The organism is Streptomyces sp. AM 2-1-1 (assembly GCF_029167645.1).
Taxonomy (GTDB): Bacteria; Actinomycetota; Actinomycetes; order Streptomycetales; family Streptomycetaceae; genus Streptomyces.
This window is the reverse complement of sequence record NZ_CP119147.1, coordinates 5,784,338-5,810,941: the sequence shown is the minus strand read 5'-3', so window position 1 is coordinate 5,810,941 and position 26,604 is coordinate 5,784,338. Positions and strand designations below refer to the sequence as shown.

General features: G+C 68.3%; 22 protein-coding genes and 3 rRNA genes. 7 read left to right on the top strand and 18 right to left on the bottom strand.

Annotated features, from left to right (window positions below; translation table 11 throughout):
* Positions 1–382: 382 nt before the first annotated feature.
* The 4 genes from rrf to PZB77_RS25290 form a co-directional block, all read right to left on the bottom strand.
* Positions 383–499, bottom strand: a 5S ribosomal RNA gene (rrf, locus tag PZB77_RS25305).
* A 110-nt stretch (positions 500–609) separates the two neighbouring features.
* Positions 610–3,734, bottom strand: a 23S ribosomal RNA gene (locus tag PZB77_RS25300).
* Positions 3,735–4,045: 311 nt separating this feature from the next.
* Positions 4,046–5,571 (bottom strand): 16S ribosomal RNA (locus PZB77_RS25295).
* The 16S, 23S and 5S rRNA genes sit together here, the layout of an rRNA operon.
* A 692-nt stretch (positions 5,572–6,263) precedes the next feature.
* Positions 6,264–6,905 (bottom strand): DNA-3-methyladenine glycosylase, encoded by a 642-nt coding sequence (locus tag PZB77_RS25290; RefSeq protein WP_275494923.1) that lies wholly within the window; start codon positions 6,903–6,905, stop codon positions 6,264–6,266.
* A gap of 89 nt (positions 6,906–6,994) precedes the next feature.
* Between PZB77_RS25290 and PZB77_RS25285 the strand changes: the two genes are divergently transcribed.
* The 3 genes from PZB77_RS25285 (at position 6,995) to PZB77_RS25275 (ending at position 9,083) form a co-directional block, all read left to right on the top strand.
* Entirely contained in the window at positions 6,995–7,777 is a 783-nt protein-coding gene (locus tag PZB77_RS25285) for a sporulation protein (protein ID WP_275494922.1), read from the top strand.
* Positions 7,778–7,901: 124 nt separating this feature from the next.
* Positions 7,902–8,435, top strand: coding sequence for a YbhB/YbcL family Raf kinase inhibitor-like protein (locus tag PZB77_RS25280; RefSeq protein WP_275494921.1), 534 nt, complete (start codon positions 7,902–7,904; stop codon positions 8,433–8,435).
* 141 nt (positions 8,436–8,576) lie between these two features.
* A complete protein-coding gene (locus tag PZB77_RS25275; RefSeq protein ID WP_275494920.1) occupies positions 8,577–9,083 on the top strand; it encodes an HNH endonuclease in 507 nt (168 codons plus the stop codon).
* A gap of 96 nt (positions 9,084–9,179) precedes the next feature.
* On the opposite strand, the gene PZB77_RS25270 is transcribed toward PZB77_RS25275, so the two are convergent.
* The 4 genes from PZB77_RS25270 to PZB77_RS25255 all read right to left on the bottom strand — a co-directional run bounded on the left by PZB77_RS25270 (position 9,180) and on the right by PZB77_RS25255 (position 12,477).
* Complete coding sequence (locus tag PZB77_RS25270) at positions 9,180–9,947, bottom strand: sulfite exporter TauE/SafE family protein (RefSeq protein ID WP_275494919.1); 768 nt, start codon at positions 9,945–9,947, stop codon at positions 9,180–9,182.
* 146 nt (positions 9,948–10,093) lie between these two features.
* Positions 10,094–11,038 carry an SPFH domain-containing protein gene (locus tag PZB77_RS25265; protein WP_275494918.1) on the bottom strand — a complete coding sequence of 315 codons (945 nt, stop codon included), beginning with the start codon at positions 11,036–11,038 and terminating at the stop codon, positions 10,094–10,096.
* Between the two features lie 132 nt (positions 11,039–11,170).
* Complete coding sequence (locus PZB77_RS25260) at positions 11,171–11,593, bottom strand: NfeD family protein (RefSeq protein ID WP_275494917.1); 423 nt, start codon at positions 11,591–11,593, stop codon at positions 11,171–11,173.
* A gap of 86 nt (positions 11,594–11,679) precedes the next feature.
* Positions 11,680–12,477, bottom strand: coding sequence for an ABC transporter ATP-binding protein (locus PZB77_RS25255; protein ID WP_275494916.1), 798 nt, complete (start codon positions 12,475–12,477; stop codon positions 11,680–11,682).
* 145 nt (positions 12,478–12,622) lie between these two features.
* Here PZB77_RS25255 and PZB77_RS25250 point away from each other — a divergent pair, with 145 nt between their 5' ends.
* A complete protein-coding gene (locus tag PZB77_RS25250) occupies positions 12,623–13,411 on the top strand; it encodes a hypothetical protein (RefSeq protein ID WP_275494915.1) in 789 nt (262 codons plus the stop codon).
* Positions 13,412–13,459: 48 nt separating this feature from the next.
* Here the strand turns inward: PZB77_RS25250 and PZB77_RS25245 are convergent, their stop codons facing one another.
* A complete protein-coding gene (locus tag PZB77_RS25245; protein WP_275494914.1) occupies positions 13,460–14,104 on the bottom strand; it encodes a response regulator transcription factor in 645 nt (214 codons plus the stop codon).
* Positions 14,097–15,242, bottom strand: coding sequence for a GAF domain-containing sensor histidine kinase (locus PZB77_RS25240; protein ID WP_275494913.1), 1,146 nt, complete (start codon positions 15,240–15,242; stop codon positions 14,097–14,099). Before PZB77_RS25240 ends, PZB77_RS25245 begins: the two co-directional genes overlap by 8 nt.
* A 531-nt stretch (positions 15,243–15,773) precedes the next feature.
* Between PZB77_RS25240 and PZB77_RS25235 the strand changes: the two genes are divergently transcribed.
* A complete protein-coding gene (locus PZB77_RS25235) occupies positions 15,774–16,559 on the top strand; it encodes a transglycosylase SLT domain-containing protein (RefSeq protein ID WP_275494912.1) in 786 nt (261 codons plus the stop codon).
* Between the two features lie 142 nt (positions 16,560–16,701).
* Here the strand turns inward: PZB77_RS25235 and PZB77_RS25230 are convergent, their stop codons facing one another.
* Positions 16,702–19,239 carry an FHA domain-containing protein gene (locus PZB77_RS25230; protein WP_275494911.1) on the bottom strand — a complete coding sequence of 846 codons (2,538 nt, stop codon included), beginning with the start codon at positions 19,237–19,239 and terminating at the stop codon, positions 16,702–16,704.
* Positions 19,240–19,535: 296 nt separating this feature from the next.
* On the opposite strand from PZB77_RS25230, the gene serB reads away from it, so the two are divergent.
* Entirely contained in the window at positions 19,536–20,786 is a 1,251-nt protein-coding gene (gene serB / locus PZB77_RS25225; RefSeq protein WP_275494910.1) for a phosphoserine phosphatase SerB, read from the top strand.
* A 181-nt stretch (positions 20,787–20,967) separates the two neighbouring features.
* Here the strand turns inward: serB and PZB77_RS25220 are convergent, their stop codons facing one another.
* The 4 genes from PZB77_RS25220 to PZB77_RS25205 form a co-directional block, all read right to left on the bottom strand.
* A complete protein-coding gene (locus PZB77_RS25220) occupies positions 20,968–21,486 on the bottom strand; it encodes a histidine phosphatase family protein (RefSeq protein WP_275494909.1) in 519 nt (172 codons plus the stop codon).
* A gap of 100 nt (positions 21,487–21,586) precedes the next feature.
* Positions 21,587–21,793 (bottom strand): hypothetical protein, encoded by a 207-nt coding sequence (locus PZB77_RS25215; RefSeq protein WP_275494908.1) that lies wholly within the window; start codon positions 21,791–21,793, stop codon positions 21,587–21,589.
* A 252-nt stretch (positions 21,794–22,045) separates the two neighbouring features.
* Complete coding sequence (locus PZB77_RS25210) at positions 22,046–22,162, bottom strand: SGM_5486 family transporter-associated protein (protein WP_275494907.1); 117 nt, start codon at positions 22,160–22,162, stop codon at positions 22,046–22,048.
* Positions 22,163–22,179: 17 nt separating this feature from the next.
* Positions 22,180–23,475, bottom strand: a complete 1,296-nt coding sequence (locus PZB77_RS25205; protein WP_275494906.1) for an MFS transporter — start codon at positions 23,473–23,475, stop codon at positions 22,180–22,182.
* A 191-nt stretch (positions 23,476–23,666) separates the two neighbouring features.
* Here PZB77_RS25205 and PZB77_RS25200 point away from each other — a divergent pair, with 191 nt between their 5' ends.
* Positions 23,667–24,344, top strand: a complete 678-nt coding sequence (locus PZB77_RS25200) for a FadR/GntR family transcriptional regulator (RefSeq protein ID WP_275494905.1) — start codon at positions 23,667–23,669, stop codon at positions 24,342–24,344.
* A gap of 69 nt (positions 24,345–24,413) precedes the next feature.
* Here PZB77_RS25200 and PZB77_RS25195 read toward each other — a convergent pair whose 3' ends face one another.
* From PZB77_RS25195 to fabG, 3 genes are all read right to left on the bottom strand, one after another.
* A complete protein-coding gene (locus PZB77_RS25195; protein ID WP_275494904.1) occupies positions 24,414–24,782 on the bottom strand; it encodes a hypothetical protein in 369 nt (122 codons plus the stop codon).
* A 196-nt stretch (positions 24,783–24,978) separates the two neighbouring features.
* The gene (fabI, locus tag PZB77_RS25190) at positions 24,979–25,746 is read right to left on the bottom strand and encodes an enoyl-ACP reductase FabI (protein ID WP_275494903.1); all 768 of its coding nucleotides are present in this window, start codon (positions 25,744–25,746) and stop codon (positions 24,979–24,981) included.
* Positions 25,747–25,751: 5 nt separating this feature from the next.
* Entirely contained in the window at positions 25,752–26,471 is a 720-nt protein-coding gene (gene fabG, locus PZB77_RS25185; RefSeq protein ID WP_275494902.1) for a 3-oxoacyl-[acyl-carrier-protein] reductase, read from the bottom strand.
* Between the last annotated feature and the right edge of the window lie 133 nt (positions 26,472–26,604).

Sequence of the window (26,604 nt, the reverse complement as noted above, 5' to 3'; positions counted from 1 at the left end):
CGTCACGACGGAAGCCACCACCGGAACCCGAGCCACCACGGTCGTCACGACGGAAACCGCCACCGGAACCGGAGCCGGAGCCACCACGGTTGTCGTCACGACGGAAACCGCCGCCGGCACCGGAGCCACCACGGTCGTTGTCACGGCGGGGCGCGCCGGAGCGGTCGTCGCGACCACCGCGGAAGCCGGCCCCGTCGCCACCGTCCCGGCGACGCGGCTCGCGATCCGGACGATCGTCGGGAGAGTTGGTGGACATGGGTACGACTCCTGTCTTTGGGTACTGCAGACATTCTCGCGCAGCCGACCTGGCGACGCGCTTCGGGAAAACAAAAAGACCCTTGGTCCCAGCGTGAACGCTGGGACCAAGGGTCCTTGAAAGATTGTTCGGCGGCGTCCTACTCTCCCACAGGGTCCCCCCTGCAGTACCATCGGCGCTGAAAGGCTTAGCTTCCGGGTTCGGAATGTAACCGGGCGTTTCCCTAACGCAATGACCACCGAAACCCTATCGGGTTCTAGCGAACAAGCACACTTTTCAATTAAGTTAGTGAAGCTGTTCAACCGGAAGCGACTGTTCGCAACCCGGGAACAACACAGTGGACGCGAGCAACTGAGGACAAGCCCTCGGCCTATTAGTACCAGTCAGCTCCACCCGTTACCGGGCTTCCACATCTGGCCTATCAACCCAGTCGTCTACTGGGAGCCTTAACCCCTCAAAGGGGGTGGGAATACTCATCTCGAAGCAGGCTTCCCGCTTAGATGCTTTCAGCGGTTATCCTTTCCGAACGTAGCCAACCAGCCATGCCCTTGGCAGGACAACTGGCACACCAGAGGTTCGTCCGTCCCGGTCCTCTCGTACTAGGGACAGCCCTTCTCAATATTCCTACGCGCACAGCGGATAGGGACCGAACTGTCTCACGACGTTCTAAACCCAGCTCGCGTACCGCTTTAATGGGCGAACAGCCCAACCCTTGGGACCGACTCCAGCCCCAGGATGCGACGAGCCGACATCGAGGTGCCAAACCATCCCGTCGATATGGACTCTTGGGGAAGATCAGCCTGTTATCCCCGGGGTACCTTTTATCCGTTGAGCGACAGCGCTTCCACAAGCCACTGCCGGATCACTAGTCCCGACTTTCGTCCCTGCTCGACCCGTCGGTCTCACAGTCAAGCTCCCTTGTGCACTTACACTCAACACCTGATTACCAACCAGGCTGAGGGAACCTTTGGGCGCCTCCGTTACTCTTTAGGAGGCAACCGCCCCAGTTAAACTACCCATCAGACACTGTCCCTGATCCGGATCACGGACCGAGGTTAGACATCCAGCACGACCAGAGTGGTATTTCAACGGCGACTCCACAACCACTGGCGTGGCCGCTTCAAAGTCTCCCACCTATCCTACACAAGCCGAACCGAACACCAATATCAAACTGTAGTAAAGGTCCCGGGGTCTTTCCGTCCTGCTGCGCGAAACGAGCATCTTTACTCGTAGTGCAATTTCACCGGGCCTATGGTTGAGACAGTCGAGAAGTCGTTACGCCATTCGTGCAGGTCGGAACTTACCCGACAAGGAATTTCGCTACCTTAGGATGGTTATAGTTACCACCGCCGTTTACTGGCGCTTAAGTTCTCAGCTTCGCCGACCCGAAAGTCAGCTAACCGGTCCCCTTAACGTTCCAGCACCGGGCAGGCGTCAGTCCGTATACATCGCCTTACGGCTTCGCACGGACCTGTGTTTTTAGTAAACAGTCGCTTCTCGCTGGTCTCTGCGGCCACCCCCAGCTCATGGAGTAAATCCAATCACCAGTGATGGCCCCCCTTCTCCCGAAGTTACGGGGGCATTTTGCCGAGTTCCTTAACCATAGTTCACCCGAACGCCTCGGTATTCTCTACCTGACCACCTGAGTCGGTTTAGGGTACGGGCCGCCATGAAACTCGCTAGAGGCTTTTCTCGACAGCATAGGATCATCCACTTCGCCACAATCGGCTCGGCATCAGGTCTCAGCCTCATGTGTGACGGATTTGCCTACCACACGGCCTACACCCTTACCCCGGGACAACCACCGCCCGGGCTGGACTACCTTCCTGCGTCACCCCATCGCTTACCTACTACAAGTCTGGTTCATCGGCTCCACCACTACCCTCAACTCCGAAGAGATCGGGCCGGCTTCACGGACTTAGCATCGCCTGATTCAGTACTGGGCGTTTCAAAGCGGGTACCGGAATATCAACCGGTTGTCCATCGACTACGCCTGTCGGCCTCGCCTTAGGTCCCGACTTACCCTGGGCAGATCAGCTTGACCCAGGAACCCTTAGTCAATCGGCGCACACGTTTCTCACGTGTGTATCGCTACTCATGCCTGCATTCTCACTCGTGAACCGTCCACAACTCGCTTCCGCGGCTGCTTCACCCGGCACACGACGCTCCCCTACCCATCCCAGCCCCCGTTGGGGGTATGTGCTGGAATGACACGACTTCGGCGGTACGCTTGAGCCCCGCTACATTGTCGGCGCGGAATCACTTGACCAGTGAGCTATTACGCACTCTTTCAAGGGTGGCTGCTTCTAAGCCAACCTCCTGGTTGTCTCTGCGACTCCACATCCTTTCCCACTTAGCGTACGCTTAGGGGCCTTAGTCGATGCTCTGGGCTGTTTCCCTCTCGACCATGGAGCTTATCCCCCACAGTCTCACTGCCGCGCTCTCACTTACCGGCATTCGGAGTTTGGCTAAGGTCAGTAACCCGTTGGGGCCCATCGCCTATCCAGTGCTCTACCTCCGGCAAGAAACACACGACGCTGCACCTAAATGCATTTCGGGGAGAACCAGCTATCACGGAGTTTGATTGGCCTTTCACCCCTAACCACAGGTCATCCCCCAGGTTTTCAACCCTGGTGGGTTCGGTCCTCCACGAAGTCTTACCTCCGCTTCAACCTGCCCATGGCTAGATCACTCCGCTTCGGGTCTAGAGCGTGCAACTCAATCGCCCTGTTCGGACTCGCTTTCGCTACGGCTTCCCCACACGGGTTAACCTCGCTACACACCGCTAACTCGCAGGCTCATTCTTCAAAAGGCACGCAGTCACGACTGCATGTGCAAGCACATACAGCGACGCTCCCACGGCTTGTAGGCACACGGTTTCAGGTACTATTTCACTCCGCTCCCGCGGTACTTTTCACCATTCCCTCACGGTACTATCCGCTATCGGTCACCAGGGAATATTTAGGCTTAGCGGGTGGTCCCGCCAGATTCACACGGGATTTCTCGGGCCCCGTGCTACTTGGGTGTCTCTCAAACGAGCCGTTGATGTTTCAGCTACGGGGGTCTTACCCTCTACGCCGGACCTTTCGCATGTCCTTCGCCTACATCAACGGTTTCTGACTCGTCTCACAGTCGGCAGACTATGAAAGAGAGATCCCACAACCCCGCATGCGCAACCCCTGCCGGGTATCACACACATACGGTTTGGCCTGTTCCAGTTTCGCTCGCCACTACTCCCGGAATCACGGTTGTTTTCTCTTCCTGAGGGTACTGAGATGTTTCACTTCCCCTCGTTCCCTCCACACTGCCTATGTGTTCAGCAGTGGGTGACAGCCCATGACGACTGCCGGGTTTCCCCATTCGGAAACCCCCGGATCAAAGCTAGGTTGACAGCTCCCCGGGGACTATCGTGGCCTCCCACGTCCTTCATCGGTTCCTGGTGCCAAGGCATCCACCGTGCGCCCTTAAAAACTTGGCCACAGATGCTCGCGTCCACTGTGCAGTTCTCAAGCAACGACCAGCCACCCATCACCCCGACCGGAACGGACGAGTGCACTGGGGCCGGCGTCGAAGGCAGCCTTACGGCCATACCTTCAGACACCCAACAGCGTGCCCAGCACCCGGAATCCGGCCCGATCGTTTTCCACGCCCCGAAGAGCAGTACTCACGACCCGGCAGAACCACCAGGTGCTGAATAGTCAACGTTCCACCCATGAGCAACCAGCACCGAACATTCGCCGGTGTACTGGCCTCTGACCCAGCCGAAACCGGGTAAGAAATGCTCCTTAGAAAGGAGGTGATCCAGCCGCACCTTCCGGTACGGCTACCTTGTTACGACTTCGTCCCAATCGCCAGTCCCACCTTCGACAGCTCCCTCCCACAAGGGGTTGGGCCACCGGCTTCGGGTGTTACCGACTTTCGTGACGTGACGGGCGGTGTGTACAAGGCCCGGGAACGTATTCACCGCAGCAATGCTGATCTGCGATTACTAGCAACTCCGACTTCATGGGGTCGAGTTGCAGACCCCAATCCGAACTGAGACCGGCTTTTTGAGATTCGCTCCGCCTCGCGGCATCGCAGCTCATTGTACCGGCCATTGTAGCACGTGTGCAGCCCAAGACATAAGGGGCATGATGACTTGACGTCGTCCCCACCTTCCTCCGAGTTGACCCCGGCAGTCTCCTGTGAGTCCCCATCACCCCGAAGGGCATGCTGGCAACACAGAACAAGGGTTGCGCTCGTTGCGGGACTTAACCCAACATCTCACGACACGAGCTGACGACAGCCATGCACCACCTGTATACCGACCACAAGGGGGGCACCATCTCTGATGCTTTCCGGTATATGTCAAGCCTTGGTAAGGTTCTTCGCGTTGCGTCGAATTAAGCCACATGCTCCGCTGCTTGTGCGGGCCCCCGTCAATTCCTTTGAGTTTTAGCCTTGCGGCCGTACTCCCCAGGCGGGGAACTTAATGCGTTAGCTGCGGCACCGACGACGTGGAATGTCGCCAACACCTAGTTCCCAACGTTTACGGCGTGGACTACCAGGGTATCTAATCCTGTTCGCTCCCCACGCTTTCGCTCCTCAGCGTCAGTAATGGCCCAGAGATCCGCCTTCGCCACCGGTGTTCCTCCTGATATCTGCGCATTTCACCGCTACACCAGGAATTCCGATCTCCCCTACCACACTCTAGCTAGCCCGTATCGAATGCAGACCCGGGGTTAAGCCCCGGGCTTTCACATCCGACGTGACAAGCCGCCTACGAGCTCTTTACGCCCAATAATTCCGGACAACGCTTGCGCCCTACGTATTACCGCGGCTGCTGGCACGTAGTTAGCCGGCGCTTCTTCTGCAGGTACCGTCACTTTCGCTTCTTCCCTGCTGAAAGAGGTTTACAACCCGAAGGCCGTCATCCCTCACGCGGCGTCGCTGCATCAGGCTTTCGCCCATTGTGCAATATTCCCCACTGCTGCCTCCCGTAGGAGTCTGGGCCGTGTCTCAGTCCCAGTGTGGCCGGTCGCCCTCTCAGGCCGGCTACCCGTCGTCGCCTTGGTAGGCCATTACCCCACCAACAAGCTGATAGGCCGCGGGCTCATCCTTCACCGCCGGAGCTTTTAACCCCGTCCCATGCGGGACAGAGTGTTATCCGGTATTAGACCCCGTTTCCAGGGCTTGTCCCAGAGTGAAGGGCAGATTGCCCACGTGTTACTCACCCGTTCGCCACTAATCCACCCCGAAAGGCTTCATCGTTCGACTTGCATGTGTTAAGCACGCCGCCAGCGTTCGTCCTGAGCCAGGATCAAACTCTCCGTGAATGTTTTCCCGTAATCGGGATCACAACACGAGAGCGGAACGACCAGGTCGGAATATGACCGGTCGTTCACAGCGTCCTCGCTGTTGTTGCCCACCGGACCGTTAAGTGCCGGCAGGACTTTTCAAAGGAACCACCAACCTGCCGAAGCAGGCCGGGGTATCAACATATCTGGCGTTGACTTTTGGCACGCTGTTGAGTTCTCAAGGAACGGACGCTTCCTTCGGTCCCGTTTCACCGGGGCCCTCCGGGCGCTTCCCTTCGTTCTTGCGTTTCCGACTCTATCAGACACTTTCGTGTCTGTTTCCCGGTCGAAGCGGGAGGAACATTTTCGCTTTCCAGTTCTACGCTTTCGCGTTTCCCTTTCAGGCGAGTCCAACCGTACCAGACTTCTTGTCCGCTCCGTTTCCGGTCCGAACTGATTCCGGCGGCCTGTCGGAGGGCCTCCGCCCCGGGAAAGCCTTTCGGTTTCCTTTCGGCGTGCCGCTACCGTAGTCGATTTCCATGACGGTTCATAATCCGGCGTCGAGCGCCGAATACGATGCGAATTCGGGCAAGCAGAATTCGTGCCCGTCAGGGCGGATCGTAGGTAGTGGTGGACCGCATCGGGGCGGGCCGGTGCGGTCCGAGGACCGGTGCGGCACGTGCACCCGTGTAAAGCGGCTCGGACTACATTAGGGGCTGCCCGAGGCCGCGTCAAGCCCGGCGCCGCCGGGGAGCGTGCGCCCGGTAAGGGCTCACCGTCGCGTCTCCGTCGATCCAGAAACGCCAGGGCTGGTGGGCGCCGTCCCCGCCCACGCCGGTGCGCGGACCGCTCCGTACCTGGTCACGAGGGGGCGGAGTGCCGTACAGCACCGACATCGGCTCCGGCGGGCCGGCGACGACATCGCTCCCGTCGAGCGCCCGGTCGATCGAGAGAGCGGTCGCCAGCCGGGCCGGCCCCTTGGCGAGTTCTCGGTCGTTGCGGGCCGAAAGTCGATGAGGGCGGGCCAGCTCCGCACCGACGCGTACCTCACCGGCCCTCAACAGCACTCCGCTCGCCCGTCCCTCGGGACCGCAGACCAGGTTCAGGCAGTGCCACATCCCGTACGTGAAGTAGACGTACGCGTGACCCGGCGGACCGAACATCACGCCGTTACGGGCCGTCCGCCCGCGGAAGGCGTGCGAGCCGGGGTCGATCTCCCCGGCGTACGCCTCCACCTCGGTCAGGCGCACTTCGATGGGCCCCTCGTCGGTGCGGCGCACCAGGGTGCGGCCGAGGAGGTCGGGTGCGACGTCCAGGACGTCACGGTCGAAGAAGTCCCGCGTCAGCGGCGTACGGTCCTGGGCGTCGTCCATGGCGACCGAGGGTACTGGCGGAAGCGCCGGGGGGAACCGGCTACCGTCGGGGCGCGTATGTAGGGGTCAGACACCTGTAAGGAGAAACCATGGGCTTCAAGCGGCTGCTCGCGAGCATGGGCGCCGGCGGCGCTTCGGTGGAGACCGAGCTCATCGAGCTCAATGTGGTCCCCGGTGGCGTCGTCCAGGGCGAGGTGCGTGTCCAGGGCGGGTCCGTCAACCAGCAGATCGAAGGGCTCTCGGTCGGTCTCCAGGCGCGGGTCGAGGTGGAGGGCAACGACCAGGAGACCAAGCAGGACATCGAGTTCACCAAGGTGCGGCTGGGTGGGGCGTTCGAGGTGCAGGCCGGGGCCGTGCATGTCGTGCCGTTCGGGCTGGAGATCCCGTGGGAGACGCCCATCACGACCTTCGGGGGGCAGAACCTGCACGGCATGAACATCGGGGTGACGACCGAGCTGGAGATCGCGCGGGCGCTGGACTCCGGTGACCTGGACCCGATCAGCGTCCACCCACTCCCCGCCCAGCAGGCGATCCTGGACGCGTTCGGGCAGCTCGGCTTCCGCTTCCGCAGCGCGGACATGGAGCGGGGCCACATCCGCGGGACGCGTCAGCGGCTGCCGTTCTACCAGGAGATCGAGTTCGTGCCGCCGCAGCAGTACCGCGGTCTGAACCAGGTCGAGCTCTCCTTCGTCGCCGACGACCGTGAGATGGACGTCGTCCTGGAGATGGACAAGAAGCCGGGGCTGTTCAGCGAGGGCAGCGACTCGTACCGCTCCTTCCGGGTCGGCTTCGACGACTTCCACCAGACCGACTGGGCCGCTTACCTCAACCAGTGGCTCGCCCAGGTCGGCGGACAGCGCAACTGGCTGTAGTTCGCCCCTCCCGCCCTCGGATCATGCCGGGCTCCGAGGGGCGTCCGGCATGATCCGGGGAAGAGGTACAGGCAGCAGGGCCGGTGGGGGTTCCCGCCGGCCGGACCAGAGGAAAGGCGCTGATGTGACCGAGCCGAAGAGGGCCCCGCTCCCGCACGACTTCCACCCCGAGGTGCCCCCGTTCACCGTGGTGAGTGACGACCTGGCGCCGGGCGCCGTGCTGGCGGACGCGCAGGTGTACGCGGAGGGCAACACCTCCCCGCAGTTGCGCTGGGAGGGCTTCCCGTCGGGGACCAAGAGTTTCGCCGTGACCTGCTTCGACCCGGACGCCCCCACGGGCAGCGGGTTCTGGCACTGGGTGCTCTTCGACATTCCGGCCACGGTCACCGAGCTGCCGGCCGGCGCCGGCAGCGGTGCGTTCGCCGGGCTGCCCGAGGGAGCGGTGCAGGCGCGCAACGACTACGGGTCGAAGGATTTCGGCGGGGCCGCGCCGCCGGCCGGTGAGAACCACCGCTACGTCTTCACCGTGTATGCGGTGGACACCGAGAAGCTCGGACCGGACAGCGACGCCTCCCCCGCGGTGGTCGGGTTCAATCTGCGTTTCCACACGCTGGGACGTGCGCAGCTGATCGGGGAGTACGCGGCCCCCGAAAGCTGAACGTTCTTCTCCCGTTTGCCCTGCCCCGGTCTTGGAGAGATCTGGGCAGGGCACTTTTTATTGCGTTGTCCCACACGGCCTGCCCAGCCAGAGTTGGTCCGGGCCCGCCGAGGTGCGGGCGGCACAAGGGAGGTGGGCAGGATGCGTGACACGCTGGTCCTCAACGCGAGTTTCGAGCCGCTGTCGACGGTGACCCTCAACCGTGCGGTGGTTCTCGTCCTGACGGACAAGGCGGTCGTCGAGCAGGCGGATCCGGGCCTGCGGATGCGTGGTGCCGCCGTCGACATCCCGGTGCCCCGTGTCATCCGGCTCTGCCGCTACGTGCGCGTGCCCTTCCGAAGACAGGCGCCGTGGTCGAGACGGGGTGTCCTCGTACGGGACCAGCACCGGTGCGCCTACTGCGGGCGGCGGGCGTCCACCGTGGACCACGTCGTACCGCGCGCCCAGGGCGGCCAGGACACCTGGCTGAACACCGTGGCCTCCTGCGCGGAGGACAACCACCGCAAGGCGGACCGCACCCCCGAGCAGGCGGAGATGCCGCTGCTGCGGCAGCCCTTCATACCCTCGCCGGCCGAGGCGATGCTGCTGGCGATGGCGTCGGCCGACCGTTCGTCGCTGCCCGCCTGGCTGGACCGTACGGCCGCCTGAGACCGCCCGCGTCGCCGATGTCGCCCCGCGCCCGAACGACCTGCGCCCGACGGCGTACCGGAAGCCCGCCTCCGGGGGGAGACGGGCTTCCGTGCGTCAGCGGAGCAGCAGCTGGACGATGGCGCAGATGCCCACCGTCACGATGAGGCAGCGCAGTACCGTCGGGCTGAGGCGGCGGCCGACGCGCGCGCCGATCTGGCCGCCGAGGGTGGAGCCGACCGCGATGAGCAGGACCGCGGTCCAGTCGAAGTCGGCGACGAAGAGGAAGAAGAGCGCGGCGACGCTGTTGACGACGGCGGCCAGGACGTTCTTGACGGCGTTGAGTCGCTGCATGGTGTCGTCGATCAGCATGCTCATCAGGGAGAGGTAGATGATCCCCTGAGCGGCGGTGAAGTAGCCGCCGTAGACGCTGGCGAGGACGAGTCCGACGGCCAGGACCGGACCGCCTTCGGGGCGCGCGGGGGTGCCGGTGCGTTCGCGACGGCCCTGCACGGCTCTGCTGAGGCGTGGCTGGAGCACGATCAGTACGAGGGCGAGGGTGACCAGGACCGGGACGATCGTCTCGAACGCGGTCGAGGGCAGGGCCAGCAGCAGGGTGGCTCCGGCGAGTCCTCCGACGAGACAGCTGACGGACAGTCTGATGACCCGTCCACGCTGGCCCTTGAGCTCCTTGCGGTAGCCGACAGCCCCGCTGACCGACCCGGGCACCAGGCCCAGCGCGTTGGAGACGGTCGCGGTGACGGGCGGAAGGCCGACGGCGAGGAGCACCGGGAAGGTGATCAACGTGCCTGATCCGACGATGGTGTTGATCGTTCCCGCGGCGGTACCTGCGGCGAGGACGGCGAGCATTTCCCAGAGGGACAAGGCCACTCCTTGGTGAGCGATGACGCATCCCCGCCATGAAGGTCGGGGTGCCGCACCGATCATGCACGAAGGCCCGGCGCCGGCCGGACGGGGGTCCCCGAGAGGACGCCGTCCGGCCCGCCTCCGGGCCGCCGAGGAGCGAACGGTCAGTCGACCGGCGGCGCCTCGCGGCGCTCCTTGCCCGGCGCGGGCCGCGAGGTGTCGAACCCCGGCATCCCGCCGCCGAGGTTGCCGAACGCGCCGCTGAGGCCCTTGAGGGCGTCGCCGAGCTCGCTGGGCACGATCCACAGCTTGTTGGCGTCGCCCTCGGCGATCTTCGGGAGCATCTGGAGGTACTGGTACGAAAGGAGCTTCTGGTCCGGGTCCCCCGCGTGGATCGACTCGAAGACCGTGCGGATCGCCTGGGCCTCGCCTTCGGCGCGCAGGGCGGCGGCCTTGGCGTCACCCTCGGCGCGCAGGATGGAGGACTGCTTCTCACCCTCGGCGGTGAGGATCTGGGACTGCCGGATGCCCTCGGCGGTGAGGATCGCGGCGCGCTTGTCACGGTCGGCGCGCATCTGCTTCTCCATCGAGTCCTGGATGGAGGTGGGCGGTTCGATCGCCTTGAGCTCGACGCGGTTGACGCGGATGCCCCACTTGCCGGTGGCCTCGTCGAGGACTCCGCGCAGGGCGGCGTTGATCTCCTCGCGCGAGGTCAGGGTCCGCTCCAGGTCCATGCCGCCGATGATGTTGCGCAGCGTGGTGACGGTGAGCTGCTCGATCGCCTGGATGTAGCTGGCGACTTCGTACGTCGCGGCGCGGGCGTCCGTCACCTGGTAGTAGATGACCGTGTCGATGTTGACGACCAGGTTGTCCTGGGTGATCACCGGCTGCGGCGGGAAGGGCACGACCTGCTCGCGGAGGTCGATGCGGTTGCGGATGGAGTCGATGAACGGGACGACGATGTTGAGCCCCGCGTTGAGCGTGCGGGTGTAGCGCCCGAAGCGCTCGACGATGGCGGCGCTGGCCTGCGGGATGATCTGGATCGTCTTGATCAGGGCGATGAAGACGAGCACCACCAAGATGATCAGGACGATGATGACCGGTTGCATCGTGTGCCTCAAGCCCTTCGATAGCCGACGGATCCTGGTGATCGGGTCGCACTCTTCGCTGTGACGGACCGGGCGAGCGACATGATCGACTTCGAGTGTCGCAGAACTCGCCCTGCCGCGTGGCCGGTTCGGTCACATGACGACGGCCGTCGCGCCCTCGATGTCGACGACGTCGACCTGTTGTCCCGGCTCGTAGCTCCGGGTGTCGTCGAGTGCGCGGGCGGACCACGTCTCGCCCGCCAGCTTGATGCGTCCGCCCCGGCCGTCGACGCGTTCGAGAACGAGGGCCTGACGGCCTTTCAGCGCGTCGATCCCCGAGGAGAACTGGGGGCCGTCGCCGCGGTGACGCGCGGCGACCACGCGCACCACGGCGACCAGTGCGACGGAGACGGCGACGGCGACCAGCACCTGGGCCACGATGCCGCCGCCGAGGGCGGCGACGATCGCCCCCGCGCCCGCTCCCACCGCGAACATCCCGAACTCCGGCATGGCGGTGAGGACCAGGGGAATGCCCAGCCCCACCGCCGCGATCAACCACCACACCCACGCGTCCATGTCGTCATGGTAGGACCGCATGTGCTCCGGGGACAGGGGCCCGTGGGCGGGATCGGCGGATCGGGACACCGCCCGCGGGAGGACCGTCAGGAGAGCGGCAGTCCGCGCGCGGTGTAGCGGTCGCCCTGGTGCTCGACGACGAGCGGCAGGCCGAAGCAGCGCGAGAGGTTGCGCGAGGTGAGCTCGGTCTCCATGGGACCGGCGGCGAGCACCTTGCCCTGCCGGATCATCAGCACGTGGGTGAAGCCGGGCGCGATCTCCTCGACGTGGTGGGTCACCATGATCATGGAGGGGGCGTACGGGTCGCGGGCTAGGCGGCCGAGACGGCGCACCAGGTCCTCGCGTCCGCCGAGGTCGAGTCCGGCGGCGGGCTCGTCGAGGAGGAGGAGTTCGGGGTCGGTCATCATCGCGCGGGCGATCAGGGTGCGCTTGCGCTCGCCCTCGGAGAGGGTGCCGAACGTGCGCTCGAGGTAGTCGTTCATGCCGAGCCGGTCGAGGAAGGCGCGGGCGCGCTGCTCGTCGACGTCCTCGTAGTCCTCGTGCCAGGTCGCCGTCATGCCGTACGCGGCGGTGAGCACCGCCTGCAGGACGGTGAGGCGCTTGGGGAGCTTCTCGGCCATGGCGGCGCCGGCGATGCCGATGCGCGGACGGAGCTCGAAGACGTCGGTGCCGACGCCGCCGAGCTGCTCGCCGAGGACCTTGGCGGTGCCGGTGGAGGGGAAGAGGTAGCTGGAGGCGATGTTGAGCAGCGTCGTCTTACCGGCGCCGTTCGGGCCGAGGATGACCCAGCGCTCCCCCTCCTTGACCGACCAGGAGACGTCTTCCACCAGAGCGCGTCCGTCGCGGACCACGGATACGTCCACCAGCTCCAGTACATCGCTCATGAGCGCGTTGTCTCCCCATGCAGTGTCGAGATCGTCGCGTGCCGGAGGGCACAGCTCCCACGCAAAACTTACGCCACCCAGGGAGCGCTCCGGCCGCGAGGTCCGTTCCCGCCGGGGATCGTCCGGCAGCTCTTAGGCTGTTCCCATGCTTTCGGAACCTCGCTCAGGGCTGCTGGCCGCCTGGGGAAACGCGCTGCTCGCCGGACTCGTGTCACCGGACGACGCGGTGGACGCGATCGTCCAAGAGGACGCGGTGCACCGCGTCGAGGGGCTTCCCGGTGAGGCGGGGCCCGTCGGGCTCACGCTGGCACTGGGCCGGCTGCGGGGCCTGGGGGTGACGGGGTACCGCGTGGCGCTGCCGGCTCCGGGGCATCCGCTGGGTCTGAGCGGTCCACCGGAGTTCAACGCGCGGGCTCTGGAGACCGGGGAGGCGGTGGTCGCGTCGGGCGCCGCGTACGGACTGGTGCCGGAGGTGACCGAGGCCGGGCCGCCCGGCGACCTGCACGTCGAGGTGGTGTGGCGGGTGACGGGGGTACGGGAGGCGCCGCCGGCGGACGTGCCGTCGCTGGGCGAGGCCGAGCGGGAGCTCGCGGAGGCGCTGCGGGACGCGACGGCGCTGTTGTCCCGGCTGGACGTGGCGGGCTCCGGGCCGGTGGCCGCGGCGGCCGTCGACGCGTACCGGGCGCGGGCGGAGCGCGGCCGCGAGGTGCTGGCGCCCGGGTATCCGCCCCGCGCCGTCCGGGTGCTGGAGCTGGCCCAGCGGGTGGGACTGCTGATCGAGCTGGCACACGGGAACGGCCACGGCGGCGCGGTGAGCGCCTCGGAGATCGCGGCCAGGGGTGAGGCGCTGCGGCCGGTGGAACGGGTGGCTCGGAGGGCGCAGGTCGCCGCGTACAACGCGTACGTCGAAGAGGGCGAGCGGGGACTGCGCTGACGCCGCACGGCGGGGACGGGGCCCGCGCGCGAGGGCGCGCCGGGTCCGTCAGCCCGCCATGCCGTGGCGTACGGCCCACAGGGCGGCCTGGGTGCGGTCGGCGAGGTCCAGCTTCATCAGGATGTTCGAGACGTGGGTCTTGACGGTCTTCTCGGACAGGACCAGCGCGCGGGCGATCTCGCGGTTGGACCGGCCGTCCGCGATGAGGTTGAGCACCTCGCGCTCGCGCTCGGTGAGGGTGGTGCCCCGGCCGGTGCCGCCGCCGGTGTCCTCCTGGGCGAGGAGTGCGCCGGCCACTTCGGGCTGGAGCAGGACGTGGCCCGCGTGGACGGAGCGGATGGCGCCGGCCAGTGCGTCGGGGTCGACGTCCTTGTAGACGTAGCCGGAGGCTCCGGCACGCAGGGCGGGGACCACCGTGCGCTGCTCGGTGAAGCTGGTGACGACGAGGACCCGCGCCGGGTTGGCCAGCTCGCGGAGCTTGCGCAGCGCCTCGATGCCGTCGGTGCCGGGCATCTTGATGTCCATCAGCACCACGTCGGGGCGGAGCGCCTCGGCCTGGGCGATGCCCTCCGCTCCGTCGGACGCCTCTCCGACGACCTCTATGTCGTCCTGGATCTCCAGGAAGGTGCGCAGCCCGCGCCGTACGACCTGGTGGTCGTCGACCAGCAGCACGCGGATGGTCTTGTCAGCCACCGGGGACCTCCATCTCGATCGTGGCGCCCTGTCCGGGCGCCGATTCCACGCTGAGGGTGCCGCCGACGCTGTGCGCGCGGTGGCTCATCGAGACGAGACCGAGGTGCCGGCCCGCCTGGCGGACCGCCGTGGGGTCGAAGCCCTGGCCGTCGTCGGCGATCCGCAGCACGGTGGCCGCGCCGCGCCGGGTCAGGGTGACGGTGACGTGATGGCCGCCGGAGTGGCGCAGCGCGTTGTGCAGGGCCTCCTGTGCGACCCGGAGCAGCGCCTCCTCCTGGGCGGCGGGCAGGGCGCGGACGCCGTGGCTCTCGAAGGTGACCCGTGCGCTCTGGGCCCGGTCGAGCACCTGGACCTGGGTACGGAGGGTGGCGACGAGCCCGTCCTCGTCGAGGGCTGCGGGGCGGAGTTCGACGACGGCGGCGCGGAGTTCGTCCACGGCTTCGGCGGCGAGGGCGGCGACCTGCTGGAGTTCCCCCTTGGCGCGTGCCGGGTCGCGGTCGACCAGGGCGGCGGCGGCCTGGGCGGTCAGCCGCAGGGAGAAGAGTTTCTGGCTGACGGCGTCGTGCAGTTCGTGGGCGAGGCGCGAGCGCTCCTCGGCGATGGTGAGTTCGCGGCTGCGCTCGTAGAGACGGGCGTTGACGAGGGCGATGGCGGCGTGCTGGGCGAGGATCGAGAGGAGTTCCTCGTCCTCGGCGGTGAAGCCGCAGCTTCCTTCGGGTTTGGCGCACCTCTTGTTGGCGAGGTAGAGCGCGCCGATGATCTCGTCGCCGTCCTGGATGGGCAGGCCGAGGAAGTCCGACATGTCCGGGTGGGCGTCGGGCCAGCCGCCGAAGCGGGGGTCCTCGCGGACGTCGGCGAGCCGCTCGGGCTTGGCCTCGTGGAGCATCGCGGCGAGGATGCCGTGCTGCCGGGGCAGCGGGCCGATCGCCTTCCACTGTTCGTCGCTCACGCCGTCGACGACGAACTGGGCGAAACCCCCGTGGTCGTCGGGGACGCCCAGTGCGGCGTATTCGGCGTCGAGCAGCTCCCGGGCCGAGGCGACGATCGTCTTGAGGACGTCACGCATGTCCAGCTGCCGGCTCATCGCGAGCAGCGCGGCGCTCACGGCGGCGAGGCCCGACGGTCGGAGTTGGCTCATACGGCTCACGGTACCGGCGGGGCGCACCCCCGGTATCGGCCTGTGGACGGCGCCGGGCCGGGCCATGGTCCTAGGCCGTGTGGCCGACGCGGCCCGGGGCCGGTGAAGGGGGGGCGGTCCGGGAGCCGCCCGGACAGGCGGGCGCTCCCGGGGAGGTACGCCCTCCCCGGGGCACGTCACCCCGCAGTGCTGCGGGCACCGGTGCGCGGCCCTCCTCAAGCCCCTGACAGTGAGCATTGCTCCTGCAACGCACAGTGAGACCGACGGCCGGGCGATGTGAGCCCACGCATAGGACTCACGTCACGTACGAAGCCCTTTAGTGGCGAATAGAGGTGATTCAACCGGTCGCGAGCAGCCTCGGCGAAACGGACATAAGCCCCTGATCCACTACGTGGCTTCGTACGTCACACCTTTGCCAGAGCATTTTGCTGGAGCTAAGAATTGCTCTCGTCCCCCTGACTGAGAGGCGCACCGCCACTCTCCGTCCTCGTGTCCCGTGAGGGGCCCTGCGATTCGAAGAGGTACGTCTGCATGTCCGTGTCCCGCATATGTGACCGAACCCGTCGTCTGAACAAGGCGCAGAAGCTCTCCGTCGCCGGCGTCTCCGCGCTGGGGGTCGCCGCCCTGACCTTCTCCCTGGTGCCGGGCAGCGCCCAGGCCGAGGGCAGCACCGCCTCGCTGGCGGCCTCCCCGGTCGTCTACTCCTCGGCGGCAACGGGTTCCAAGCAGGCAGAGGCCGTGCGGAACAGTGTCATCGAGGAGCACTCCACCGCCGCTCAGCTGGTGAAGGCCGCCGACGCCGCCAAGGCGAAGGACGAGGCCGCCCGGAAGAAGGCCGTCGAGGACGCGAAGGCGCTGACCGACGCGAAGGCGCGGGCGCGGCTCGACGCCGAGGCGAAGATCAAGGCGGCCGACCGGGCGAAGGCCAGGGCGGACGTCGGGGAGCGCTCGTCCGGCGAGAGCGCGAGCCGCTCCGCCGAGCGGAAGCCGGTCTACGCCGACAACCTCAACGGCTGGATCCGGGAATCCCTCGCGATCATGAAGGCGAAGGGCATCCCCGGTACGTACGAGGGGCTGCACCGCAACATCATCCGCGAGTCCAGTGGTAACCCGCAGGCCATCAACGACTGGGACATCAACGCCCAGAACGGCGTCCCCTCGATCGGTCTGCTCCAGATCATCAAGCCGACCTTCGACTTCTACCACGTCTCGGGCACGGTCCACAGCCAGTACGACCCGGTCGCCAACATCACCGCCGCGGCGAACTACGCGGCCGACAAGTACGGCTCGATCGACAACGTCGACAGCGCGTACTGACCGGTGCCTCGCGGCATGACCGCGGGCCGCGGGCCTGAGCACGGCTGACGTCGCCGGAGGGCGGCACCCGACAGGGGTGCCGCCCTCCGGCATTTCCGTGGCCCCCGCCGCTCGGGGGCGGCGTGCGGCGTACGGGCCGCCCCTACTTGCGCATGACCTCGGGCTCGTGGCGGCGCAGCAGTCGGGCGACCACGAAGCAGCAGATGACGCCGAGCGCCACCAGCACGGTGAGGTCGGTCGCCCACACACCCACCGTGTGCTCCCACAGCGGGTCCAGGTCGGTGGGGTGGTCCGGCTCCCACGGCGGCATGAGGTGGCCGAGGTCGAGGGTGGCCCCGGCCGCGGCCACGGCCCAGCGGGACGGCATCAGCCAGGCGAACTGCTCCAGGCCCGGGGAGTCGTAGATCTGGAAGAGCACACCGGTGAAGACGACCTGGACGATCGCGAACATGACGAGCAGCGGCATCGTCTTCTCGGCGGTCCTCACCAGTGAGGAGATGACCAGGCCCACCATCATCGAGGTGAAGCCGAGCGCGATGATCGCCAGGCAGACCTCCGCGGCCGGGGGCATCACGAGCCCTTCCGCGGGCAGCTGCCGGGTGGAGAGGCCGATGGCGCAGATGATGACGCCCTGCAGTGCGGTGATCACCCCGAGGACGATGACCTTGGACATCAGGTAGGCGGACCGGGAGAGGCCGGTGGCCCGTTCCCGTTCGTAGATGACGCGTTCCTTGATCAGTTCCCGTACGGAGTTGGCCGCCCCGGAGAAGCACATGCCGACCGCGAGGATCAGCAGGATCGTGCCGGCCTTGCCGTTGAACTTCGCGGACCCGGTGGGCGCGGCCAGGCCGTACTTCGCCGGGATGACCACGCTGACGACACCGAGGACGGCGGGCAGGACGACCATCAGGCCCAGGAAGCCCTTGTCGGAGGCGATGACCGAGACGTACCGGCGGATCAGGGTCCACAGCTGCGTCGTCCAGCCCTGCGGCTTGGGCGGCCGCAACTGCTGCGGCGGAGCCGTGTTCACGGGCTGCGCGGCGACGGCGTCGATGTCGGCGGCGTACAACTGGTAGTGCTGCGAGCCGCGCCAGCGGCCGGCCCAGTCGTAGTCGCGGTAGTTCTCGAAGGCGGAGAAGACGTCGGCCCAGGTGCTGTAGCCGAAGAAGTTGAGCGCTTCCTCCGGCGGTCCGAAGTACGCCACCGAGCCGCCGGGTGCCATGACGAGCAGCTTGTCGCAGATGGCCAGCTCGGCCACGGAGTGGGTGACGACGAGCACCGTACGCCCGTCGTCGGCGAGGCCGCGCAGCAGTTGCATGACGTCGCGGTCCATGCCGGGGTCGAGACCCGAGGTCGGTTCGTCCAGGAAGATCAGGGACGGCTTGGTCAGCAGCTCCAGGGCGACCGAGACGCGCTTGCGCTGCCCGCCGGAGAGGGAGGTGACCTTCTTGTCCTTGTGGATGTCGAGCTTCAGCTCGACGAGGACCTCCTGGATGCGGGACTGCCGCTCGGCCGCGGTGGTGTCGGCGGGGAAGCGCAGCTTGGCCGCGTACTTCAGGGCCTTGGTGACCGTGAGCTCCTTGTGCAGGATGTCGTCCTGCGGGACGAGCCCGATGCGCTGGCGCAGCTCGGCGAACTGCTTGTAGAGGTCACGGTTGTCGTAGAGGACGTCGCCCTGGTCGGCGGGGCGGTAGCCGGTGAGCGCCTTGAGCAGGGTGGACTTGCCGGAGCCGGACGGGCCGATGACCGCGACCAGCGACTTCTCCGGGACACCGAAGGAGACGTCCTTGAGGATCTGCTTGCCCCCGTCGACCGTCACCGTGAGGTGGCGGGCGGAGAAGGTGACCTCGCCGGTGTCGACGAACTCCTCCAGCCGGTCGCCGACGAGCCGGAACGTGGAGTGGCCGACGCCCACGATGTCGTTCGGCCCGAGGAAGGCGGAGCCCGACTTGTGCAGCTGCTGGCCGTTGACGTAGGTGCCGTTGTGCGAGCCGAGATCGCGTATCTCGAAGCGGCCGTCGGGCGTCGCGTGGAACTCGGCGTGGTGGCGCGAGACCTGCAGGTCCGAGACGACGAGCTCGTTCTCCAGGGCGCGGCCGATGCGCATGACCCGCCCCAGCGCCAGCTGGTGGAAGGTGGTCGGGCTGCGGTCGCCGTGCACCGCTCCCCCGGCACCCGCCGGGGCGCCCTGCTGGTGCGGGACCTTCGCCGCCGGGCCCGGCTGCTGCCAGGGGTGCTGCGGCGCCGGGGCGGCGGGCGGCTGGTAGGGGGCCTGCGGCCCGGGAGCCCCGTAGGAGGGCGCCGCCTGCTGCGCGGGCGCCCGGTGGGGGGCTGCCTGCGGGGCCGGTCCGGCCTGTGGCTGCCCCGGCGCGCCGGCGGGGGCGGTCAGCCGGATGCTCGGCCCGTCGGTGGCGTTGCCGAGCCGCACCTCGGTGCCCGGGCCGACCGCCGTACGCTGCACGCGGCTGCCCCCCACGTAGGTGCCGTTGGTGCTGCCGTGGTCCTCGACGACCCAGCCGTTCCCGCTCCAGCCGATCGTGGCGTGCCGCCACGACACCCGGGCGTCCTCGAACGTCAGGTCCCCCTGGGGATCACGTCCGAGCGTGTACGACCTGGACGGATCGAGCGTCCAGGTTCTGCCATTCAATTCCAGTACGAGTTCCGGCACTCCGCGCCCCACTAGTCGTCCCCCGAGTGGCTCCCGCTGCGGGGAGTCCAGGGATGCTGAACTTGGGGGGCACTATTCCAGGGAGACTCGTCGATCCGAAAGCCGGGCGGCCCGCCGCGAACGCCGGCGGAGGGTCGCACGAGGGTGGCGGAAGATCATCGGCGGCTTCCGCCGCGCGGCCCGGGGATCCTTCGGGCAGGGTCGTACGGAGGGGCCGGCGAAGGACGCCGCAGGAGGCGGGTGCCCGGTGTCCGCTACTCGGGACAGGGCACCGGGGCTCCGGGAGCGACCGATACGGTGGAACCACCATGAGCGCATCGCAGTCACCTCCGCCCCCCTCGTCCCCCGAGCTCGCCGGGTCCCGTCCGGGCAGCGACTCCCCCACTCTCCTCGTGAAGATCTTCGGGAAGGACCGCCCAGGCATCACTGCGGGGCTCTTCGACACGCTCGCCGCCTACGCGGTGGACGTCGTGGACATCGAGCAGGTCGTCACGCGTGGCCGGATCGTGCTGTGCGCGCTGGTGACCGCCCCGACCGCCGACGGGACCAGCGAGGGCGATCTGCGGGCGACCGTGCACAGCTGGGCGGAGTCGCTGAAGCTGCAGGCCGAGATCATCTCGGGGACGGGCGACAACCGCCCGCGCGGAGACGGGCGTTCGCACGTCACCGTGCTGGGCAACCCGCTGACGGCGGAGTCGACCGCCGCCATAGCGGCCAGGATCACCTCGACCGGCGCCAACATCGACCGCATCTTCCGGCTCGCCAAGTACCCGGTGACCGCTGTGGAGTTCGCGGTCTCCGGGGCGGGCACCGAGGAGCTGCGGACCGCGCTCGCGGTCGGCGCGGCGCAGATCGGTGTGGACGTCGCGGTGATGTCGGCCGGGCTGAGCCGTCGTGCGCAGCGCCTGGTGGTGATGGACGTGGACTCCACGCTGATCCAGGACGAGGTGATCGAGCTCTTCGCCGCGCACGCGGGCTGCGAGAAGGAGGTCGCGGCGGTGACCGAGCAGGCGATGCGCGGGGAGCTGGACTTCGAGCAGTCCCTGCACGCCCGGGTCGCCCTGCTGGCCGGGCTCGACGAGTCCGTGGTGGAGAAGGTGCGCGCCGAGGTGCGGCTGACCCCCGGGGCCCGCACCCTCATCCGTACGCTGAAGCGACTCGGCTACCAGGTGGGTGTCGTTTCGGGTGGGTTCACCCAGGTCACGGACGACCTCAAGGAGCGGCTCGGGCTGGACTTCGCCGCCGCCAACACGCTGGAGGTCGTCGACGGGAAGCTGACCGGTCACGTGATCGGCGACGTGGTGGACCGCGCGGGCAAGGCCCGGCTGCTGCGCCGCTTCGCCGAGCAGGCGGGCGTCCCGCTGGCGCAGACGGTCGCGATCGGGGACGGCGCCAACGATCTCGACATGCTGAACACGGCCGGCCTCGGGGTGGCGTTCAACGCCAAGCCGGTCGTCCGGCAGGCCGCGCACACCGCGGTGAACGTGCCGTTCCTGGACACCGTCCTCTATCTGCTGGGCATCTCCCGGGAAGAGGTCGAGGCGGCCGACGCTTCCTGAGCCCGGCCCCTTCTCCCGGCGCCGCCTCGCGCTCACCCCCGGCCGGCTCGCACCGCCTCGCGCCACCGGCACGGGGCGCGAGGCAACCGGGTGCACGGACGACGGCGGGGCCCCGGCACACGCGTGCGTGCCTGGGCCCCGCCGGAGGGTGAAGCCGGGGTGCGCGGAGCGGCCGGAGTGGTCAGCCCAGGGGCCGCCAGTAGTCGGTGAGGCGGCCGGCGCCGAGTTCGACACCCTTCCACGATCCGGGGAACTCCAGGACGGCGTAGGCCGCGGTGGGAAATCCGTCCCGGTTCATCCGGGCCAGGACATCGCCGTCGGCCGAGCCCGCCAGAGCGTCCGCCGCACCGTGCATGGAGGGGTTGTGGCCGATGACGAGGAGGTTGCGCACCTCGTCGGGCGTCTCGTTGAGCAGAGCGACGAGCTCCCCGAGGGAGGCGTCGTACAACCGCTCCTCGTACACGGTCCGGGGACGCTGCGCGAACTCGTGGACCGCCAGTTTCCAGGTCTCCCGCGTTCTGGTGGCGGTCGAGCACAGCGCGAGGTCGAATGCGATGCCGGAGTCGGCGAGCTTGCGTCCGGCCACGGGCGCGTCCTTGCGTCCGCGCTCGGCCAGCGGCCGCTCGTGGTCGGACGCTTGCGACCATTCCGCCTTCGCGTGCCGGAGAAGAACGATCCTGCGAGGTGTGTCGACGCTCATGTCGTTCAGCTTCGCACGAATCGCGACGCCGGGCGCAGGGTGTCGACGGGCTCCACCGCCAGGGGTGAAACGGAGGTCCCGGGAGTTCTCGCGGGGCGGTTCAGTGGGACAGACGATCGAGCGCGGTCTCGACCAGCCGGCCGAAGCCGGGGTCGGCCGGAGCGGCCTGCGCCTGCTCCGGGTTCATCGCCATGAGCAGCAGGGCCGCGAACGCGAGCACCGGTAGCGCCACGGCCCACCAGGGCAGCCGCGCCGGTGGTCCGGCGGCCGGTCCGCGCGCGGACCGGGGGTTCGTACGGGCCGGCATGTCCGCCTCCGGAGGTCGTGGGTTCCTTTACCCAGAACCTACGGAAGGACGGTCGGGCCGCCCATCCGGTGACCCACCCACTCGACCCTGAACCTGGCCCCCTAGGGGATGGTGGGGCTGGCCCCACCCCCCGGGCCCGCTTCCCGACCGGTTTCCCGGGCCCGCTTCCCGGCCCCGCTGTCCGGCCCCGCTGTCCGGAGTGCCGGATGCTGTTGGTACCCGGAGTGCCGGGGGGCGGGGCCGGGCCGGGGGTCAGGGGGAGAAGACCGTCGCGATGACTCCGATGATCAGGGTGATGAGAAGCATGGCCCCGAGCACGAGGAGGAGCTTCTTCTGGCCGTTCTGGGGGTTCGGATCGAGCACTGGCATGGGGCAAGTCTCGCATCTCACCCCCGGCCGTCGATCGTCCGGTCCCGTCCGGCGAGTACTCCCGCCACGATCTGGGGGACCATCAGCGCCGCCATGAAGGCGATGGGCAGACCCCAGCCGCCGCTGTGCTCGTTGAGCACGCCGACCAGCAGCGGGCCCGGGATCGAGATGAGGTAGCCGGTGGACTGGGCGAACACCGAGAGGCGGGCGACCCCCGCGCCGGTGCGGGCCCGCATGCCGATCATCGTGAGGGCGAGCGGGAAGGCGCAGTTGGAGACGCCGAGCAGCACCGCCCAGGCCCAGGCGCCGCCCGCCGGGGCGAGGTAGAGCCCGGCGTATCCGGCGAGGCCGCAGAGGCCCAGGACGACGACGACGGGCCCCTGGGTACGCATCCGGGCGGCGACCCGCGGGATGACGAAGGCGAGCGGCACGCCCATGACCATGGTGACCGCGAGCAGGACCCCCGCGGTGGACGCCGAGATCCCCGCGTCCCGGAAGATCTGGGGCATCCACCCCATGGTGATGTACGCGGCGGTTCCCTGGAGACCGAAGAAGCAGGCGAGGGCCCAGGCGGTCGAGCTGCGGGAGATCCGGAAGGCGGCGGGCGCCGGCCGCGGGTCCGCGGAGGCGCTGCCGGTGTACGCCCCCTCCCCCGGGACGCGGGCGCGGTTCCAGGCCAGCGGGATCCAGACCAGCACGCCGAGGACGCCGAGCGCGGCCCAGACGCCGAGACCGGTCCGCCAGCTGCCGCCCAGGGCGTCGGTGAGCGGGACGGTGGCCGCCGCCGCGAGGGAGGTGCCGAGCGCGAGGGCCATCGAGTAGAGGCCGGTCATCGAACCGACGCGGTCGGGGAACCAGCGCTTGACGATCACCGGCATCAGGACGTTGCTGACGGCGATGCCCATCAGGGCGAGGGTGCTGGCCAGCAGGAATCCGGCGGTGGAGCCGGTGAAGGGACGGATCAGCAGGCCCGCGGTGATCGCGGCCATGCCGGCGAGGACGACCGTCGCCGGGCCGAACCGGCGGGCGAGGCGGGGGGCGGTGATCCCGAAGACGGCGAAGCAGAGCTGGGGCACCGAGGTGAGCGCGCCGGCGACACCGCCGCTCATGTGGAGTCCGTCGCGCACCTCTTCGAGGAGGGAGCCGAGGCTGGTGATGGCCGGGCGGAGGTTGAGCGCGGCCACGACCAGACCGGCGGCGAGGAGGCGCGGCAGCCACGGGGGGACCACCGGGGCGGGCGACCCGGACTCGACGCCGGGCCGCTCGGACAAGGTGGCCGGGCCGGTGGATTCCTCGGTCGTTTTCTCCAGCATGCCCCCATCATAGAATCATGGGATGATTGGTTGTCCACCCCCGGTCCGGACACCCCGGAGCGCCCGCCTGAGAGAATCCGGGCCACGGCCCACCCGCGCTCGGTGGTCCGCCGCAGCGCGGGCCTCGGGCCGGTGCCCGCGGTGACCCCGGGGGCGGCACGCAGGCCGAGCAGACCGGAGCAAGGAGCACCATGGCGCTGACGTCCCCCCGGCGCTCGGCACTCGCCGATCAGGTGATTGCCCAGCTGAGGAACCAGATCACCTCGGGCGAGTGGCCCGTCGGCTCCCGCATCCCCACCGAACCGGAGCTGGTCGAACAGCTCGGGGTGGCCCGGAACACGGTCCGCGAAGCGGTGCGCGCACTGGCCCACAACGGCCTGCTGGACATCCGCCAGGGCTCGGGGACGTACGTGGCGGCCACCAGCGAACTGGCCGGGGTGATGCAGCGGCGCTTCGCGAGCGCCGATCCGCGTCATGTGGCCGAGTTCCGGACCGTACTGGAGTCGTCGGCGGCGCGGCTGGCGGCCGTTCGGCGCACCGACCGGGACCTCAAGCAGCTGGACGCCCTCATGGCGCTGCGCGCGCGGACGTGGGCGGCGGGGGACGCGGAGGCGTTCGTCGCGGCGGACGCCACCCTGCACCTGGCGATCGTGGCCGCCGCGCACAACGACGTGCTGACCGGGATCTACGCGGACCTGGTGGACGTCCTGCGCGACTACCTGCGCGGGGACGTGGACCCCGAGCTGCGGCCGGAGAACCTCATGGACCACGGGCGCCTGGTCGAGGCGATCCGCGCGGGGGACGCTCGGGCTGCGGCCGACGAGGCCTCGGCCCACACCCACGGCTGCCCGCCCGACCCGAAGGCCTGACGGCGCCCCGGCGCGGCCACGGCGGCGGGTCCGGCCCGTACCGGCGCACCGCCGTCCGCGCGGCCCGGTTCAGCCGTGGCTGACCCAGGCGGTCGCCACGTCCTTCCAGCAGCGGTCCTGGAGCCGGACCGTACGGCCCGGGAGGACGGCCACCGCCGTGCCGTCGCCGTCCACGTCCCACCACCGGGCGCACTCCGTGTGCAGCCGGACGTGGTCGAGGGAGGGGTAGGGGTTGTGGCAGTACGCGATCACCAGGGAGCCCTCGACCGTCGTACGGCACTCCGCCCCGGAGGGCGCCGGGACCGGCCCGCGCGGGGCGCGGGCCCCGGTGGCGGCGCCGCCAGGCCCGGCCGCGTAGATGCCCGCGGGGACGACGAGAGCGGCGACGGCCGCCGAGGACCCGATCAGGGCCCAGGTGCGGCGGCGTGTGGGACGCACGGCGATCTCCTCCCCGCAGCCTGACCAGAGTCCGGTTCCTCCACATTCTGCGGTGGATCGGCCGTCTTGACGACCCGGGGCGAGGAGCGCGCGAGCGCGCGGGGTGTCCGGGACGTGACGCCCGGACGCACGGCGGCCGCGCACCCTCCGGAGGGGGATCCGGATGCGGGTACGCGGCCGACGGGGTCCGTACGGGTCAGGCGCCGATCATGTGCACGCCGCCGTCGACGTGGATGATCTCGCCCGTGGTCTTCGGGAAGAAGTCCGAGAGCAGCGCGACCACACCGCGGCCGGCCGGCTCCGGGTCGTTCATGTCCCAGGCCAGCGGGGAGCGGGTGTCCCAGACCTTCGCGAGGTCACCGAAGCCCGGGATGGACTTGGCGGCCATCGAGCCGAGCGGTCCGGCCGAGATCAGGTTGCAGCGGATGTTGTCCGAGCCGAGGTCCCGGGCGAGGTAGCGGGAGGTGGCCTCCAGCGCGGCCTTCGCCGGGCCCATCCAGTCGTACTGCGGCCAGGCGAACTGCGCGTCGAAGGTGAGGCCGACGATCGAGCCGCCCTCCTCCATCAGCGGCTTGCAGGCCATGGCGAGCGACTTCAGCGAGAACGCCGAGACGTGCATCGCGGTGGCGACCGACTCGAAGGGGGTGTTCAGGAAGTTGCCGCCGAGGGCGTCCTGCGGCGCGAAGCCGATGGAGTGGACGACGCCGTCGAGCGTGCCGAGCTCGTCGCGGACCAGGCCGGCGAGCCGGTCCAGGTGCTCGGCGTTGGTGACGTCGAGTTCGAGGACCTTCGCGGGCCTGGGGAGCTTCTTGGCGATGCGCTCGGTCAGGGTGGGGCGCGGGAAGGCGGTGAGGATGATCTCCGCGCCCTGCTCCTGGGCCACCTTCGCGGTGTGGAACGCGATGGACGACTCCATCAGCACCCCGGTGATGAGGATGCGCTTGCCGTCGAGAATTCCGCTCATGGTGATCAGTGACCCATGCCCAATCCGCCGTCAACGGGGATGACGGCTCCAGTGATGTACGACGCGTCGTCGGAAGCGAGGAAACGGACCGCGGCGGCGATCTCGTCGGGCCGCGCGTAGCGGCCGAGCGGGACCTGGGCGACGATGCCCTTGCGCTGCTCCTCGGTGAGCACCTGAGTCATGTCGGTGTCGACGAATCCGGGTGCGACGACGTTGAAGGTGATGTTCCGCGACCCGAGTTCACGGGCCAGCGACCGGGCGAACCCGACCAGTCCCGCCTTGGAGGCGGCGTAGTTGGCCTGACCCGCGGAGCCGAGGAGGCCCACGACGGAGGAGATGAGGACCACGCGGCCCTTCTTCGCGCGCAGCATCGCGCGGTTGGCGCGCTTGACCACGCGGAAGGTGCCGGTGAGGTTGGTGTCGACGACGGACGTGAAGTCCTCCTCCGACATCCGCATCAGGAGCTGGTCCTTGGTGATGCCGGCGTTGGCCACCAACACCTCGACGGGACCCTGCTTCTCCTCGATCTCCTTGTAGGCCTGCTCCACCTGCTCGGCGTCGGTGATGTCGCAGCGGACCGCGAGAACACCCGCCTCGGTGAGTGCCAGGGGCGGCTCTCCGGAGCGGAACGTGATCGCCACCTTGTCGCCGTTGTCGACGAAGGCGCGGGCGATGGCGAGGCCGATGCCCCGGTTTCCTCCGGTGACGAGAACCGAGCGGCTCAACGGATCACCCTTTCCTTGACGGTCTGGTACGTCGAAAACCTATCGGTACGGTGCGGTGTACGGAGAATCGGGCCCGACAGTGGCTCGTGCGGGGCGCTGTCGGGTTTCTACAGTCGGCACGGCCCCGGTGTGC